13 protein-coding genes and 1 riboswitch are annotated in these 15,347 nt (G+C 68.6%); of the genes, 6 read left to right on the top strand and 7 right to left on the bottom strand.

The window, feature by feature from the left end; translation table 11 throughout:
- Position 1 precedes the first annotated feature (1 nt).
- A complete protein-coding gene (locus tag F1D05_RS43025; protein WP_246486781.1) occupies positions 2–253 on the bottom strand; it encodes an alpha/beta hydrolase in 252 nt (83 codons plus the stop codon).
- Between the two features lie 353 nt (positions 254–606).
- Between F1D05_RS43025 and F1D05_RS17515 the strand changes: the two genes are divergently transcribed.
- Positions 607–936, top strand: coding sequence for a DUF3817 domain-containing protein (locus F1D05_RS17515; RefSeq protein WP_185448654.1), 330 nt, complete (start codon positions 607–609; stop codon positions 934–936).
- Here the strand turns inward: F1D05_RS17515 and F1D05_RS17510 are convergent.
- Entirely contained in the window at positions 933–1,379 is a 447-nt protein-coding gene (locus tag F1D05_RS17510; protein WP_185448653.1) for a hypothetical protein, read from the bottom strand. The two genes, F1D05_RS17515 and F1D05_RS17510, sit on opposite strands and share 4 nt — an antisense overlap.
- A 625-nt stretch (positions 1,380–2,004) precedes the next feature.
- Positions 2,005–2,097: riboswitch (glycine riboswitch) on the top strand.
- Between the two features lie 79 nt (positions 2,098–2,176).
- Between F1D05_RS17510 and F1D05_RS17505 the strand changes: the two genes are divergently transcribed.
- Positions 2,177–3,550 carry an L-serine ammonia-lyase gene (locus F1D05_RS17505; protein WP_185448652.1) on the top strand — a complete coding sequence of 458 codons (1,374 nt, stop codon included), beginning with the start codon at positions 2,177–2,179 and terminating at the stop codon, positions 3,548–3,550.
- Between the two features lie 619 nt (positions 3,551–4,169).
- Here F1D05_RS17505 and F1D05_RS17500 read toward each other — a convergent pair.
- Positions 4,170–4,373, bottom strand: a complete 204-nt coding sequence (locus tag F1D05_RS17500; RefSeq protein ID WP_185448651.1) for a hypothetical protein — start codon at positions 4,371–4,373, stop codon at positions 4,170–4,172.
- 45 nt (positions 4,374–4,418) lie between these two features.
- On the opposite strand from F1D05_RS17500, the gene F1D05_RS17495 reads away from it, so the two are divergent.
- Complete coding sequence (locus tag F1D05_RS17495) at positions 4,419–4,658, top strand: CopG family transcriptional regulator (protein ID WP_185448650.1); 240 nt, start codon at positions 4,419–4,421, stop codon at positions 4,656–4,658.
- Positions 4,655–5,089 (top strand): PIN domain-containing protein, encoded by a 435-nt coding sequence (locus F1D05_RS17490; protein ID WP_185448649.1) that lies wholly within the window; start codon positions 4,655–4,657, stop codon positions 5,087–5,089. Before F1D05_RS17495 ends, F1D05_RS17490 begins: the two co-directional genes overlap by 4 nt.
- Here the strand turns inward: F1D05_RS17490 and F1D05_RS17485 are convergent, their stop codons facing one another.
- Together F1D05_RS17485 and lysX are read right to left on the bottom strand one after the other, a co-directional pair.
- On the bottom strand, positions 5,090–6,046 hold the full coding sequence (locus F1D05_RS17485; protein ID WP_185448648.1) for a hypothetical protein: 957 nt from the start codon (positions 6,044–6,046) through the stop codon (positions 5,090–5,092).
- 84 nt (positions 6,047–6,130) lie between these two features.
- Complete coding sequence (gene lysX, locus F1D05_RS17480) at positions 6,131–9,487, bottom strand: bifunctional lysylphosphatidylglycerol synthetase/lysine--tRNA ligase LysX (protein WP_185448647.1); 3,357 nt, start codon at positions 9,485–9,487, stop codon at positions 6,131–6,133.
- 32 nt (positions 9,488–9,519) lie between these two features.
- Between lysX and F1D05_RS17475 the strand changes: the two genes are divergently transcribed.
- Entirely contained in the window at positions 9,520–10,233 is a 714-nt protein-coding gene (locus F1D05_RS17475; protein WP_185448646.1) for a DUF998 domain-containing protein, read from the top strand.
- Positions 10,230–10,976 (top strand): alpha/beta fold hydrolase, encoded by a 747-nt coding sequence (locus tag F1D05_RS17470; protein WP_185448645.1) that lies wholly within the window; start codon positions 10,230–10,232, stop codon positions 10,974–10,976. Before F1D05_RS17475 ends, F1D05_RS17470 begins: the two co-directional genes overlap by 4 nt.
- 12 nt (positions 10,977–10,988) lie before the next feature.
- On the opposite strand, the gene F1D05_RS17465 is transcribed toward F1D05_RS17470, so the two are convergent.
- Together F1D05_RS17465 and F1D05_RS17460 are read right to left on the bottom strand one after the other, a co-directional pair.
- Complete coding sequence (locus F1D05_RS17465) at positions 10,989–12,239, bottom strand: ROK family transcriptional regulator (RefSeq protein WP_185448644.1); 1,251 nt, start codon at positions 12,237–12,239, stop codon at positions 10,989–10,991.
- Positions 12,240–12,399: 160 nt separating this feature from the next.
- Complete coding sequence (locus F1D05_RS17460; protein WP_185448643.1) at positions 12,400–15,321, bottom strand: helix-turn-helix transcriptional regulator; 2,922 nt, start codon at positions 15,319–15,321, stop codon at positions 12,400–12,402.
- Positions 15,322–15,347: the final 26 nt, after the last annotated feature.

The raw sequence follows: 15,347 nt of genomic DNA, 5'->3' as shown, positions 1-15,347 counted from the left end.
GTCAGCCGGTCGGTGCTACGGCCGGGCAACTGCTTCCACGCGCAGGGACCTTCAAGGAGACCAGGTAGTCGTCGATCGCGGACTGGACGCACGGGCTCTTGTTGTAGCTGCCGTGTCCCCAGCCTTGGTAGGTCAGCAGTACGCCGTTCCGGCCGAGCTGCCGAGCCACGTCCGTTGCCCAGTTGTAGCCGGTGGCCGGATCGTGGATCGAGTTGGACAGCAGGATCGGCGTCTTCAGGTGGCGGATCTCCAAGTCCTGTTGGGGATTGGGCGCCTTGGGCAGACCGAGGCACGACTCATTCCGGTCCTGATCCGGTCGACGCCGGAATCGCCTGGCCCGCCTGGTCCGAACACCAGCGAACCCACGCGCGCCTGTTTCGCGGTACGGCGGGCGAGGGCGAGTCCGAAGGTCGGTCCGTTCGGGCGGTTCCAGTCGACCGGCACTTGCAAGGTGGCGCATTGCGAGCCCTTGATGAGCTCCTTGTCCTTCTCGTCCTTCGGTTGGGGACGTACTGATCCTCGGCAACCGGATTCCGTGGCGCATCGGGGTTCTCCCCTGGCCGATCCCCCGACCGGCTTGGGGGACTTGTTAGGGTCACTGACCTGATGACTGAGACGACTCTCGACGCGCCCGTCCGGCCGAAGCACGCGACCTGGTTCCGTGCGGTGGCGATCGCCGAGGCGGTCTCCTGGACCGGCCTGCTGATCGGCATGCTGTTCAAGTACGTGCTGTCCGACAACGAGATCGGCGTGAAGGTCTTCGGGCCGATCCACGGCACGATCTTCGTCGCCTACGTGATCACGGTGGCTGTCGTCCGCAAGCCGCTGCGCTGGAGCTGGTCGACCACGCTGCTCGCGCTCGCCGCCAGCATCCCGCCCCTGTTCACCTGGTTCTTCGAGCTCTGGGCCGAGCGCACCAACCGCCTGACCCGCTAACGGCCGCAGCCTTTGCAGGGCTTGCGAGTCCGGGTGTAGTACCCGTACGTCGCCGTGGCCAGGCCGAGTCCCCAAACGAGATAGCACGGCACCGCCACCCAGAAGAAGGCCGTCGGCAGGTCGCTGCCCGCGAACGCGCGTTCGCCGCGCAGTGCCTCCACGATCATCTGGATCAGGCCGGCCCCGAAGTACGCCGTGATGCCGGCGCCCAGCCCGGCTCCTGGAAGCAGCAGCATCCAGCGGGGGAACACCTGGCCGGGCCGGTAGACCAGCAGTAGTGGGAGGGCTATACCCGCGAGCAGGAAGCCGCCCTCGAACAGCAGCATCGCGTTGCCCTCGCCGTATGGAGTGCTGTCGAACCCGATAGCCGCCTGGGCGGCCAAGCGTCCGAGGCAGCCGGCTACTGCCAGCCAGGCACCGAGGGTTGCCCACTTGGCCGGCAAGGTGCGGCTGCCGGTGCCGGTGCACTGCAGGCAGCTTGGGTCCAGTTGGCGTTGGCGGGCCAGGGCGGTGGCGCCGAGGAGGAGGGCGCCGGTGAGACCGCCTGCTCTGCTCAGCAGTGCTGGGAGATCGAAGGGGAGTCCGAGGCCGGGCAGGATCGCGCCGACGAAGTCCAGGAGGGACAGGGCACAGGCGGCGACCCATCCAGCCGCTGCGGCCCAGGTGGTGGCGATCAGTACCTTCGAGCGCCCTCGATGGTCGATCGCGCCGGTCAGAGCGGCGCTTGCTAGGGCGGCGCTTGCCAGGCAGGCCCGCGACCGATGCCCAGCCGGGGATCAGCAGGTCGCTGGGGAGGATCCAGTTGGGAGCGTGGCCAGTGGCGAACCACACTCGTATCGCGCCGTAGGCGACGGCCCAGCCCAGCGCGAGCCGCGGCGCCCAGGCCATCCAGCCGGGCGCCGACGTGGCGTTCGCAGTACGGGCGATCGTTGTCATGGCACCAGCCTCCGGGTGCCCGGGGGTGCCGCGGATCCATCGCTCGGGGGAAGCGGGTCCATCGCTGGATTGACGGCTGCTGTCGGAGCGCCGTACGGTCACGGCGTCCGACAAAACAACCGCACAGCCGCATGAACCCGTGCGGGAGAGACCCGGGCACGACCCGGGCGCCGTAGGAGCAACTCTCCCCAAGAATCTCTCAGGCACCTTCACCGCACGGGCGAGGCACCTCTGGAAGACGTCAGGTCTGACAGAGCGGGGAGGCAAACCAAACGGTCGACGATGACCGGAAGGATTCCTCCACATGGCGATCAGTGTCTTCGATCTGTTCAGTATCGGGATCGGCCCGTCGAGTTCCCACACGGTGGGACCGATGCGAGCCGCCCGGACCTTCGCTCTCGGCCTCGCCGCCGACGGCCTGCTCACCCGTACGACGGCCGTCGAGTCGCAGCTGTTCGGCTCACTCGGCGCGACCGGGCACGGGCACGGCAGCAACAAGGCGGTCCTGCTCGGGCTCGAGGGGGAAGATCCCGAGACGGTCGACACCAAGTCCGTCGACGAGCGGGTCAAGGGGATCTTGGCCGCGCGCCGGCTCCGGCTGGTCGGCGAGCACGAGATCGACTTCGACCCGGATACCCAGCTGGTGATGCACCGGCGCAAGGCGCTGCCGTACCACCCGAACGGGATGACCTTCGTCGCCCGGTCCGCCGACGGCGCCGTACTGCGTGAGCGCACCTACTACTCGGTCGGCGGTGGGTTCGTCGTCGACGAGGACGCCGCGGCCGGCGACCGGATCGTGCTGGACCGGACGCCGCTGAAGTACCCGTTCCTCAGCGGGGCGGAGTTGCTCGACCGCTGCCGCGAGTCGCAGCTGCCGATCAGCGAAGTGATGCTGACGAACGAGCTGGCGTGGCGGACCGAGCCCGAGATCCGTTCGGGGTTGCTGCATATCTGGCAGGTGATGCAGGACTGCGTGCAGGAGGGCTGCGAGACCGAGGGGATCCTGCCGGGTGGGCTGAAGGTGCCGCGCCGGGCGCATCTGCTGCACGGCAAGCTCACGCGTGATCCGTGGTCGGTGGATCCGCTCAAGGTGATGGACTGGGTCAACCTGTTCGCGCTCGCGGTCAACGAGCAGAACGCGTCCGGCGGGCGGATCGTGACGGCGCCGACGAATGGTGCTGCGGGCATCATTCCCGCCGTACTGCACTACTACCGGCGATTCGTGCCTGGGGCAACTGATGACGGGGTTGTCCGGTTCCTGCTTACCGCTGCTGCGATCGGCGTTCTGTACAAGGAGAATGCGTCGATCTCGGGTGCTGAGGTCGGGTGTCAGGGTGAGGTCGGGTCTGCCTGCTCGATGGCGGCGGCCGGGCTCTGCGAAGTACTGGGTGGCAGTCCCGAGCAGGTGGAGAACGCGGCCGAGATCGCGATGGAGCACAACCTCGGCCTGACCTGCGACCCGGTCGGCGGGCTGGTCCAGATCCCCTGCATCGAACGCAACGCGATGGCGGCCGTGAAGGCGATCAACGCGGCCCGGATGGCGATGCACGGCGACGGCGTCCATGTCGTCACCCTCGACAAGGTGATCAAGACCATGCGCGAAACCGGCGCCGACATGAAGATCAAATACAAGGAGACCTCCCGCGGCGGCCTAGCCGTCAACGTAATCGAGTGCTGAGATCCCCACGCAGCTCCGTCGGGCGCTGGTTGGTGCTGCCCACCATGGTTCGCCGCCACCTGGTTCCCCGGGGTGCGGGTGGGCCAGGGATCGGGTCCGCTGATGCGATGTTCGGCCGATAGCGCGTTATAAGTCCGGCAGCGGACGAAGGACCCGGCAGCGGACGAGCCAGACCCGCCCTCGGCGAGCAGGCTTAGCAGCTTTCAACCGGTAGCACCTGGCACACCGCGAAACAGGGGGCTTTGTGCACCGGCCGAGTGTTCTTGGCCGGTCGCGTGCTCAGGCCGTGCACAAGGGCGCGGTGCGCCGGCGTCGGCTGCCGGCCTCTGTGCATCCGGTGAGCGTTTTCTGGCGGCGGAACGCTCAGCCGGTGCACAAGACGCCGTACTGGGGGCGGTAGGTGAGGCGCCGACGGCGAAGTGAGGCCAGGTCGTACTGGTAGATCCGCGGCGACGGCGGCTGCCATGGAGGAGAACGTGTACACCGAGAGGTGCGCTGCCGCGGCGTGACCGGGGCGAGGCGTCGCCGTACAGGGAGCGCCAGCCGTCCCACACCCGGCTGGTCGCCCCGAGTCCGCGCAGGAGCAAACCGTCATCGCAGCAACCTCGAACAGCGCGTTTCACCAGGGGACAGTTCCGGTGAGGCTCAGGTACTGGGCGGTGGGGCCGTCCTTGGGGATCGAGGCCAGCCGGATGATGATCTCGGCGCCCTGTTCGATGGTCTGGTCGCCGCTGTGGCCGTTGAAATCGGTCGCGGTGTAGCCGGGATCGACGACGTTGATCCGCATGTCTGGATGCCGGCGGGCGTACTGGATCGTGAGCATGTTCCCTCGCCTAGAGTTCAGTGGTACATGTGTTAGCGTTGGTACATGTCGATGAAGCGGACGAACGTGTACGCCGACCCTGAGGACCTCGCGTTGATCAAGGAGGCGGCTGCCCGGCGCGGTATCCCGGAAGCGGAGATCATCCGGGAGGGGATCCACCTCGCCGCGATGGCCAACCGGGTGTGGGACGAACCCTTGGACTGGCCGAGCTTCGATGGAAGCGGTGTGCCTGTCACCAAGGATGAAGTCCGCTCCGAGATCGCACGTCGGACCGAACCGCGGTGATCCTGGTCGCAGACACCTCCGGCATCATCGCCGCGTTCGATCGGAACGCACCGGAGGCGGACAGTTGCCGGAAGCTACTGCAGGAAGCGGGCACGGTCATCCTGTCGCCGCTGGTCCTTGCAGAGGTCGACCACTTGGCCGGCGCGCGCCTGGGTGGAACCGCCCGTGGTGTTGTCCTCAATGCCTTGCTCACGCAGGTGCGGCGGATGCGATTCCAGGTCCCTGATGTCACGACCGAGATCCTCGAGACGGCCATGGCGGTGCGCGATCGCTATGCCGACCTGGATCTTGACCTTGCTGATGCTGTCAACGTCGCGTTGGCTGCCGACTACCGGACCGATGCACTACTCACGCTGGACAGGCGTGCCTTCCGGGCGATTCGCCCACTCACCTCGCACCCAGCCTTTCGGTTGATGCCCGACGACGCGTAGTCAGAAGGCGTCGACGTCGGTGGTGGAGGCGTTGCCCAGGAGGCTTGGCTTCAGGCCGATCTTCCAGCCCTCGTTCTTGCCGAAGCCCTGGTCGAACTTCGAGAAGCTGCAGTTGGAGCTGAACTGGCGGCGCTTGGCGTTCCAGTCGCTGCCGGTCTTGTAGTAGATGTGGTACTTCCCGCCGATCCGGCTGATCGTCGCGGTCTTCTTGGCCTGCACGAACATCATCACGTGCGGTTTGCCCGGGGGCTGCCCGTCGGTGACGACCGAGATCGCGACGTCCTTGTCGGTACCGTTCTCGACCTGTAGCCGGCCGGAGCCGCGTGAGCCGGAGCGGACGATGATGTCGCCGTTCGACGGCCGCTGGTCAGCCGGCTCGGGGCCAAGGTTCGGCAGGGTACTGCCGAAGCGGATCCCGGCCTTCTTCAGCCCGGCGACAGCACTCGCGAGATCTGCCGTCAGCTTCCGCTGCATGTTCTGCGAGGTGTAGACGACGCCGCCGCACTTGGCGTTGCTGACAGCCTCGTCGTTCTCCGTCCCCGACAGGTCGTCGCTGGCAACCTGGAGACGCGCTTGCAAAGCCTTGTGCGCGGCGGCCGCAGCAGGCGGTGGCTTCACGCTCTCAAGTTCTGACTTCTCGCTCTCCAGCAACTGCGAAAGACCCGTCATCGCATCGGCCAGGTTGTCGCCGTTGTTGGCGACGCTGAGCGCCTTGATGGCCGGAGCGAGCCGGTAGTCCAGATCGGACAAACTCTTCTGGTACTCCGGCGCGGTCAGCGGCCCGGCCGGCGTCGTGACGACCGGAGTAGGCGTCTCCACCGGCTCACTGCCCGTCGTGGTAGGCGCCGACGTGGTCTGTAACGTCTTCGAGCTCGCGTCGTCCTTCGACGAAGTCCCGCAACCGGTCGCGAGACCGAGCATGGCAAGCCCGATCATGACAGCCGAAAACTTCTTCACAATCCCCCCAGGTCCCCTGATTTCCCCTTGAAAGGAAAGCCTATGGGGTGGGACCGACAACTGCTAGTGCCCCGTGCCGGAACACTAGGGGCGCGGTGTGGGGCGGACGAAGGGGAAGGCGAGGGTGGCGCGGATGTTCTGGCCGGTGAGCATCATCATCACCCGGTCGACGCCGATGCCGAGGCCTCCAGTGGGAGGCATCGCGTACTCGAGTGCGCTGAGGAAGTCCTCGTCGAGCGACATCGCCTCCGGATCGCCGGCGGCCGCCTTCAGCGACTGTTCGGTGAGCCGGCGGCGTTGCTCGACCGGATCCACCAGCTCCGAGTACGCCGTACCGATCTCCGCGCCGAAGGCGACCAGGTCCCAGCGCTCGGCCAGCCGCGGGTCGGACCGGTGCGTCCGCGTCAGCGGCGACGTCTCCAGCGGGAAGTCCGTGTAGAACGTCGGCATCGTGGTTTTCGGCTCGACCAGCTCGTCGTACAGCTCGAGCACCAGCTCGCCCGGCGACAGCGCGAACGCGACATGGACACCGTGTTCCGCGCACAGCTCACGCAACCGTTCGCACGGCGTACCGGAGTCGATCTGTACGCCGGTCGCGTGGCTGACCGCGTCGTGCACGGTGATCACCGGCCACTCGCCGGAGATGTCGAGCTCGCCGTCGGGGCGCTTGACCACGGGCTTGCCGAACACCGCGGTGGCGGCCTCGATCAGCAGCTCCCGGGTCAGCTCGCGCATCGTGTGGTAGTCGGCGTACGGCTGGTAGGCCTCGACCGAGGTGAACTCCGGGTTGTGGGTCGCGTCCGCGCCCTCGTTGCGGAAGTTCCGGTTCAGCTCGAAGATCTTGCCCATCCCGCCGACACTCAGCCGCTTCAGGAACAGCTCGGGCGCGATCCGCAGGAACAGCTCGGTGTCGTAAGCGTTGATGTGGGTGATGAACGGCCGGGCGTTCGCGCCGCCGTGCACCGCCTGCAGCATCGGCGTCTCCACCTCGATGAAGCCGCGCGTCTCGAATCCGTTGCGCAGGGCCCGTACCGCGGTACTGCGGTGCCGCATCATCCGCAGCGAGTCCGGGTTCATCACCAGGTCGAGATGGCGCTGCCGGACCCGGGCCTCGGGATCGGTGAAGCCCTTTCGCTTGTCCGGCAAGGGATGCAGGCACTTGGCGGCCATTACCCAGCCGGTCACCGCGACCGACAACTCGCCACGCCGGCTCGTCACCACTTCGCCGGTGACGCTGACGTGGTCGCCGATGTCGACCAGCTTGCGCCACAACGCCAACGCTTCGACGCCGCACGCATCCGCCGCCAGCATCACCTGCAGATCGGCCAGCCCGTCCTGCAGTTGCGCGAACGCCAGCCCGCCGTGGTTGCGCAGCCGGCTCACCCGGCCGGTGACGGAGACCTGATGGCCGGTGTGGTGATCGGCCGGCAGGTTCTGGTGCAGCTCCTGGATCCGTTCCAGGGTTTCCGTCCGGGGCACCGAGACAGGATACGGTTCGATGCCGGCAGCAACGAGTTCGGCGAGCTTGGTCCGCCGGATCTGCTCCTGCTCGGTCAGTCGCCGGTCCGGCAGTGCCGGCCGGAGCAGGTCCTCTTCCTGGGCCCGTACGGCCGCGGTGAACTGGCCGCCGTCGGCAGCCATGATCGCGTGCCGCTCGGCGGTCTCGGTCGTGTCCACCCGGGTCCACGGGCGTGGTGCGGGCAGGAAGCCCTCCGCGGTCCCGGCGGCGAGCAGCACCCTCGCGAGCGAGGCGCTGCGGGAGTAGCAGATCAGCCTCGGCGACCAGCGGGGCAGGTACTTCTCGTTGGACTGGTACAGACTCTCCAGCTGCCAGAACCTGGAAGCACCCGTCAGCAACGCGTTGGTGAACCGCAGTACGGGGCCGGCTCCGACCCGCTCGGCGTCGCTGAAGATCTCCCGGAACATGGCGAAGTTCAGCGAGATGTGGTGCAGACCGAGGTCGCTGCAGGCGTCGACCAGAGCGGTGACCATGAACTCCATCAGGCCGTTCACCGACTCGGGATCGCGGCGCATCAGGTCGAGTGAGACCCCTCGCACACCCCACGGCACGAACGACAGGAGGCCTCGTACTGCGCCGTCCGCGTCGCGCGCGATCACCATCACGCAGCGCGCGTCGGCCGGATCGCCGAGCCGGCCGAGGGCCATCGAGAAGCCGCGCTCGGTCTGGGCGCCACGCCACTTCTCGGCGAGCTTCACGTACTCCTGCAGGGCGGCCGGAGACAGATCGTCGTGCCTACGTACCTCCGCGTGGTACCCGGCGCGCTGGGCCCGCGTGACGGCCTGCCGGACCGGCCGCATCGTGCGGCCCTCGAGGCTGAAGTCGGCGACGTCGATGATCGCCTCGTCGCCCATCGCCAGCGCGCGCAGACCCGCGTCGACGTACGCGTGGGCAGCTTCCTCGCTCGCGGACACGACCGCTGGGGACCAACCGTAGGTCCGGGCTTCGGCGAGCCAGCGCTGGATCGCGGCGGGCCAGGCCAAGGGATCACCGAGTGGGTCGCCGCTGGCGAGGCTGACTCCGTTGACCACCCGGTACGCGATCGCCGCGTTGTTGTCGGGGGAGAAGACGACGGCCTTGTCGCGCCGGGTGGCGAAGTAGCCGAGCGAGTCGCGTTCGCCGTACTGGAGGAGTAGCCGGCGGAGCTGCAACTCCTCGGTCTGGCTGAGGTAGCGGACCCGGCGGACCGAGCGCAGGAAGATCGCGAAGGCGATCACCAGGGACAGGGCGGACAGGAAGCCGACCGACAGCCCGACCCAGTTGTGGCCCGAGTGGTCACCGCCCATCCTGGTCTTGCTCTGCCCGAGCGCCGCGAAGATGGCCCAGCCGACCTTCTGCCGCTGCCCGTGCAGCGTATGCGGGAACACCTGGGTCAGCGTGATGCTGGCCGCTGCCGAGATCGCCAGACCGGTGATCAGGACGAAGATCGCGAGCCGCCGCGTGCCGGGCGCGAGGCGGGCCGGGAAAGCGCCGCGGATCCGCCAGAGCAGCCAGATCATGCCCAGCGTGACGATCAGGCTGGCGATGCTCCACTCGAGGTCCGAGACGCCGAGGTCGGCGAAGCCCGGCTTCTTGAAGTCCGGGTCGTTCGGGTTGCTGATCAGCACGCTGAGGAAGCCCACCGTGACGATCTGCCCGAGCAGCCACAGCCCTTCGAAGACGAACAGCACCCAGAGCAGCGCCGCCCGCTTGCCGCGCAGCAGCGCGCTGCCGACAACGGTCAGGTACACCCCGGACAGGAAGGTGTGGCCGGCCGGGATGCCGAAGAACTCGATCACGTCCTCCGCGTCCTTGACGAACTCCGGCGCGAACAAGTGCACCGGGACGGCGATGAACGAGCAGACGGCGGCGAACAAGACTGCGCGACCGATCCACACCGCGGCCCGCTGCTGCCACTTGGGGATCACCTGTTCCGATGACACCTGACTGATCATCCCACCTGCCAGGAGCGGACTTGAACCGATATGCGACTCTGGCCCGCATGATGGCCGTCCCCGCCCGGCTCCAGTACCGGTTGATGCGCGACGTGATGGTCGGCGCCGGAGTGCTCTACTGCAGCCTGCTGCTGGAGGTAGCGGCCGGATTCCCGCTGAATATCCACTACTCGTTCCTCAGTGAGCTCGGCGCGAAGGACCAATCGACCGGTCCGTATGCGCGAGCAATGGATCTCGGCTCGGGGGTGTTGCTGGTGCTCGCCGCGATCCTCGGCCGTCCAGCGATCCGGATACACCGCGATGTGGGCGGGCTGCTGGTCAGCGCGGCTGTGTTCGGCGTCGGGACGATGTCCGACGCGGTATTCCCGATGGACTGCGCGCCGTCCCTGAGCCAGGCGTGCCGCGATGCCGAGGCGAACGGCCAGACCGGCGCGGCGCTGATCCTGCACGAGACGACCTCGACACTGGCCGGCGTCGGGAGTGTTGCCATGGGCATCTTCGCGGTCCTCGTACTGCGCCGGCTGGGCTGGGGCGGCGTGCCGGCCAAGGCGATCGCGGTGCTGGCGGGCGGGGTCGCGGTGACCCAGGCCTGGCTCGGGATCGAGACCGGCGTGGAGGTGCTGACCGGCAACGATCTGCATCCGCCGGGCATCCTGCAGCGGGTTTCCGTCCTGCTGGTCTGTCTGTTGATGGCGACGCTGTTACCAGGCTTGAGGCAGGCTTTCATCAAATGAGTACACCGTGGATCGTGCTGCCCGGCCTGGCCGAGACTCCCGAGGAGTTCGACCGGGTCCTCGGCCTGCTGCCCGGACGCGACATCCGGGTGCTCGACCCGTGGCAGACCCCGGTCGCCTCGTCGGTGGACGAATTGCGAGCGGCAACCAAAGCCGGTACTCCGGTCCGCCTGGCCGGCCACTCGATCGGCGGCCTCGCAGTACTGCGCTGGGCCCTGACCCATCCCGGCGAGATCGAGCGCCTCGTCCTGATCGACACCAGCCTCACCTCGGAGACGGGCTGGAGCTGGCTCTATCCGGGCACCCCGGCCGACCGGATGATCCGCTCGTTCCTGACCTCCGTCGGCCGGACCGGCCTGCCGCGGCTGATCGGACCCAGCCTGCGCCGGCTACTGGTCTGGGTCGGCAGTGCGACCAACCGCGATCTGTTGTCCAAGGCAACCGCCAGGGCCCGGTACGGCGCGGCGAACTCCTGGCTGTTGTTCTGGGACGACCTGGCGAACAGCTGGACGCTGGCCGCAGAGGTGGAGGCGCTGCTCCAGAGCCTGCCGTCGAACCTGCCGCCGACGGTCGTCCTGGTAGCCACCGGCGGCAGCTCCCGCTTCACCGCGAAGAGCTGGCTGGCCGGTCAACGCAAGCTGGCCGCGAAGCTCAACACAATCGGCATCGAAGTGCTCAGCGACTCGGCGCACCTGGTCCACCTGGACCGCCCCGACGCCATCGCCAACGCCCTGAGCGACTAGGGCGCTGAGCGACTAAGCAGGAGTAGTCAGCGCCGGTGTCGGAAGCTTGCGCTGCCAGACCTCGTCCAGCGCCATCCGCATCGCACCGGTGACGACCGCGTCCTCGGCAAGAGCGGACAGCTCCAGCTTCGGGTGGTTCAGCGTCAGCAACCGGAGCTGGTCGGAGATGGCGTCGAGCAGCACGGCGCCCGCCCGGGCCACACCGCCACCGATCACCACGGCCGTCGGGTCGAGAACCAGTACTGCGGGGGCAAGTGCCCTCGCGAAGTCCCGCGCGACCTGCTGCACGACGGCCTGGGCGACCGGGTCGCGCTCGGCAGCCGCGGCGAACACATCGGCAGTGTCCAGCTGGTCGCGACCGAGCTCCGCCAGTCGCGAGTCCGGGTTGGCCAGCGCCGCCTGCCGTCCGAGCTCGGCGATCGCCTCGGAGCCGACCGCACGTTCCAGCGGTCCGCGGCTGTCCTCGGGATTGATCACGTCGTCCGGCGCGGTGGCGATGAAGCCGATCTCACCGGCGGCACCCGTGCCGCGGTGCAGCCGGCCGTCGATCACGATGCCGGCACCGAGCCGCTCACCCCACTGGATCGCCAGCAGGGTCCCGGTGCCACCCCGGGCCGCGGCGATGGCCAGTGCGGCCAGGTTGGCGTCGTTGTCCAGCATGACCGGGCAGTCGAGCAGGCTACGGACATGCTTGGTCAGGTCGACCGCGGACCAGCCGGGCACACTCGGCACCAGCTGGACGCGGCCGGTGTGCTCGTCCACGATGCCGGGGCTGGCGGCGACCGCGGCCGCGATGTCCTCGGCCGGCACCTCCGCCTCGGCCAGTGCCTCGGTGATCACCTCGCTGATGACGCCGAGCAGCTCCTGGGCGGTCCACCCGGGGCCGGACCGGCGGACGAGCGAAAGCTTGCGACCGGCCAGGTCGGAGACGCCCACGGTGACGCGGTGCGGACCGACGTCCAGGCCGAGCACCGGCGCTGCGCGGCCGCGCAGCGACACCCGGATGGCCGGCCGGCCGAGCGAACGGTCCGCCGAATCCGGCCCGTGCTGCTGCAGCCAGCCGTTGTCCAGCAACTCGTCGACCGCCTGTGCGACGGTCGGTCTGGCCAGACCGGTCCGTTCCACCAGTTCGGCGACTCGCAGCGGGGCCGGTGCCGAGCGGCGGACCGCGTCCAGCACAGCAGCGACGTTGATCCGCCGCAGCATCGTCGTACCGCCGCCGCCGACCGTTCCCTTGCCCATGTCCGACCCCTTGCCTGCCACTCGCCCATCTTATATATAAAGCGAGCGTTCATAAATTAAACCACTCCCAGGCGCGGGCGGTGCGTTCTGGAAATCCGTGAGTTGACAACTATCACTGTCCGGGCGCCGTGCTGCCCAGCACACGCACCCGCTCAGGGATCAGTCCTACAACGCCCTGAGGTCAGTCTTGCAGCACTGTGCGGGCAAAGCTGCTCAGTGCCTCACGGTCGGGCTGCTGAGTCTTGGTCATCAGGCTCGCGACGTGCTTCTCCACGGTCCGCGGCGAGATGTGCAGCCTCGACGCGATCGACTTGTTCCCGATCCGGTCGACCAGCAACCGGCAGACCTCGTACTCCCGGGTGGTGATCCCCAGTTGGCGCAGATTCGCCGGCACCTGGTCGGTCCCGGTACGGCGCTGCGAGACCGTCGCCCCCAACTGCCGCATCAAACTCCGGCACGCGCTCGCCACCGGCTGGACGTTCGCGATGTGGAAGTAGTCCTCGGCCTGCCGCAACCACGCGACCGGCTCACCCCACCCATCGGCATGGGCCGGCTCGGCCACCATCCGCAGCCCGAGATGCCGCGCCATCGGATAGAGCGAGGACGTCTCCATCGCCTCGGCCGCCTTCGCGTCGGCCTCCTCCGGGCGTCCGTCCCGGCCCAGCAGCACCGCATGTGCCCATTGAACGAACTGCCGGTTCCATCGCATCCGGCTGCCCGCCGTCGCCGAGACGGCCTCGAAATGCGGCCAGCCGTTGCGCCCGGCCAGCACACCCAGCAGGAGCCCCAGTCCGTTCTTCCCGGCCATGTGGAAGGTGGTCGGGTTCTGCGCGTCGTACGCGAGGGCCTGGGCCATGTCGGACTCGGCCAGCTCGCGGTTCTCCTCGAGCAGGGCGCAGAAGGTCCGCGCGAGTCCGTAGGACAGCGGCAGTTCGTGCGAGGCGCGCTCGCCCCAGGTCGCCAGCTCCGAGAGGATCGCCTCCATCTCGGTCCGGCGGCCCTGATGGCCGGCCAGGACGGCCTTGGTGACCAGCACGTACGGCGCGCCGCGGGTGAGCTTCAGCCGCTTGGTCACGGTCAGACAGGCCTCGATCATCTCGGCTGCCTTCTCGTACTCCGACCGCAGGATCGCCTGCTGGCCGAGTGCGCCGTCGACCTCGTAGGCGCTCGGAATCGCGCCGATCCGCAGCGCCTGCTGGCGGGCGTGTTCGAGCTCCGTCACGTCGCCGTCGGCCAGGCACATCGTGCCGGCCTGGAAGATGTGCGAAAGGTTCTGCTGGACGGCCATGTTGTGCTCGGCCGCCACCTGCCGGGCCCGCCGGAAGTAGCCGATCGACTGGTCGAGATCGTGCTCGCGGGACAGGATGCCGAGCAGCTGCCAGGCCTCGACGGCGACCGCCGGGAGCTTGGCCCGTTCGGCCGCCTCGGCCGCCCGGGTGGCGAGCTGGGCCGCCGACTTCAACCGTCCCGGGCTCGTCTTGGCCAGTTCGAGGGCCGCTGCCATCGCGTCGAGCGGTGCGAGGTCGGAGTCGTCCGCGTCCGGCCCGAGCAGGGACCGCGCGACGGCGACATGGGTGGACGCCGACGACCAGCGGCCGGCGAAGTGCTCGACTCCCGCCAGCCGGACGTGCAGAGCCGCCACCTTGCGGCTGTCGAGATTGCGGTTGGCCAGGTCCTCGATCGCGGCCGCCGTGACAGCGGGGTGCTCGAACTGACCGGTCTCGCCCAAGGCGAGCAGCAATGATCCGAGTACTTCGGCACGGTAGGCGATGTCGGGATCTTCGGCGAGCAGGGTGTTGGCGCGGTCCAGCAGGTTCACCGCGGAGGCCATCGAGCCCTCGTCGAAGGACCGTCGGCCGGTCAGTGCGAACAGCCGGCCGGCGCGGGCCACGTCGCCGCCGACCCGGGCGAGCTCGGCGACCATCGGGCACCATTCGCCCGGAAGGCCGGCGTGCAGCTCTTCGATCGCATCGGCGCAGCGCCGGGCCAGGCCGGCCCGCTCGGTCGGGTTCAGGCCGGCCAGCAACGCCTCGGCCGTCAGCGGATGCCGGAACGCGTACCAGTCCGGCACCGGCTCGTCCGGACCGACCAGCTGCGCCGCGAGTCCGGCCCGCAGGGTCGCGAGGAGTTGCCGCTCGTCGACGCCGCTGGCATGCCTGACCACGCTGAGCGGAAAGCGATGGCCGATCACGGCCGCCAGCACCAGGATCTCCCGCGACTGTGGTCCGAGCTGGTCGGTCCGGCTGCTGATGCTGCGGACCACCGCGGCCGGCACGGTCATCCGGAAGTCGTCGACGACCTGGACCGTGCCATCGGTCGCCGAGACCAGCTGTCCGGACCGGCTGGCCTCCTGCAGCAGTTCCTCGACGATGAAAGGGACGCCGGCGCTGTCGGTCCACAGCCGCTCGGCGAGCCGATCGGGAACTCCTGTCGACGGGACCTCCAGGCAACCGGCCGCCAGCTCTCTGACGTTCTCGCGGTCGAGTGGGCGCAGTTCGACCAGCGCCGCGGTCCCGCGCTGAGCCGCGAGCTGGGCGAGTTCGGCGGCCGGCGTACGGTCCGGACGGAGGGTGGCGACGACGGCGATCGGCTGGTCCTGGAGATTGTCGAGCAGGTACTCGATCACGGCCAGGGTCTCCGGGTCGGAGCCGTGCAGGTCCTCGAGCACGAGCAGGCAGCCGCGGTCCCGGCCGACCAGCTGGAGCAGCCGCAGGATCGCCTCACCCAGGACGACGGCGGAGATCCCGCCCTCGGGCACATCGCCGTCGCCCCAATCGGGAACGAGCCGGCCGAGCACCCGGCGATAAAGCCCGAGCCGCTCCGGATCGGGCATCTCACCGCGCCGGATCAACGACAGCAGGGCTTCGGTGAACGGTCGGAACGGGACCATCGTGCCGATCGCGCCGACCCGGCCGCGGAGCGTCGCCATGCCCTGATCGAGTGCCAGCGTCGTGGCAACCGCGGCCAGCCGGCTCTTGCCGATGCCGGGCTCGCCGACCAGGAAGACCGCAGCCCCACGCCCGGCACGAGCCTCGGCGAGAAGGTGGTCGAGTTGATCGATCTCCCCGTCTCTGCCGACCACACCGGGCGAATGGGTCTGCATGATTGCAAACTCTATCCACGGACCCG

Origin of the sequence: Kribbella qitaiheensis, assembly GCF_014217565.1 — a bacterium.
GTDB classification, from domain to species: domain Bacteria; phylum Actinomycetota; class Actinomycetes; order Propionibacteriales; family Kribbellaceae; genus Kribbella; species Kribbella qitaiheensis_A.
This window is presented reverse-complemented; position numbering and strand designations above follow the sequence as displayed.

Bases quoted from the DNA above. Each gene is read 5' to 3' on its own strand.
- F1D05_RS17460 (WP_185448643.1), bottom strand. From the start codon at position 15,321: ATGCAGACCCATTCGCCCGGTGTGGTCGGCAGAGACGGGGAGATCGAT.
- F1D05_RS17500 (WP_185448651.1), bottom strand. From the start codon at position 4,373: ATGCTCACGATCCAGTACGCCCGCCGGCATCCAGACATGCGGATCAAC.
- F1D05_RS17470 (WP_185448645.1), top strand. From the start codon at position 10,230: ATGAGTACACCGTGGATCGTGCTGCCCGGCCTGGCCGAGACTCCCGAG.
- F1D05_RS17495 (WP_185448650.1), top strand. From the start codon at position 4,419: ATGTCGATGAAGCGGACGAACGTGTACGCCGACCCTGAGGACCTCGCG.
- F1D05_RS17515 (WP_185448654.1), top strand. From the start codon at position 607: ATGACTGAGACGACTCTCGACGCGCCCGTCCGGCCGAAGCACGCGACC.
- F1D05_RS17505 (WP_185448652.1), top strand. From the start codon at position 2,177: ATGGCGATCAGTGTCTTCGATCTGTTCAGTATCGGGATCGGCCCGTCG.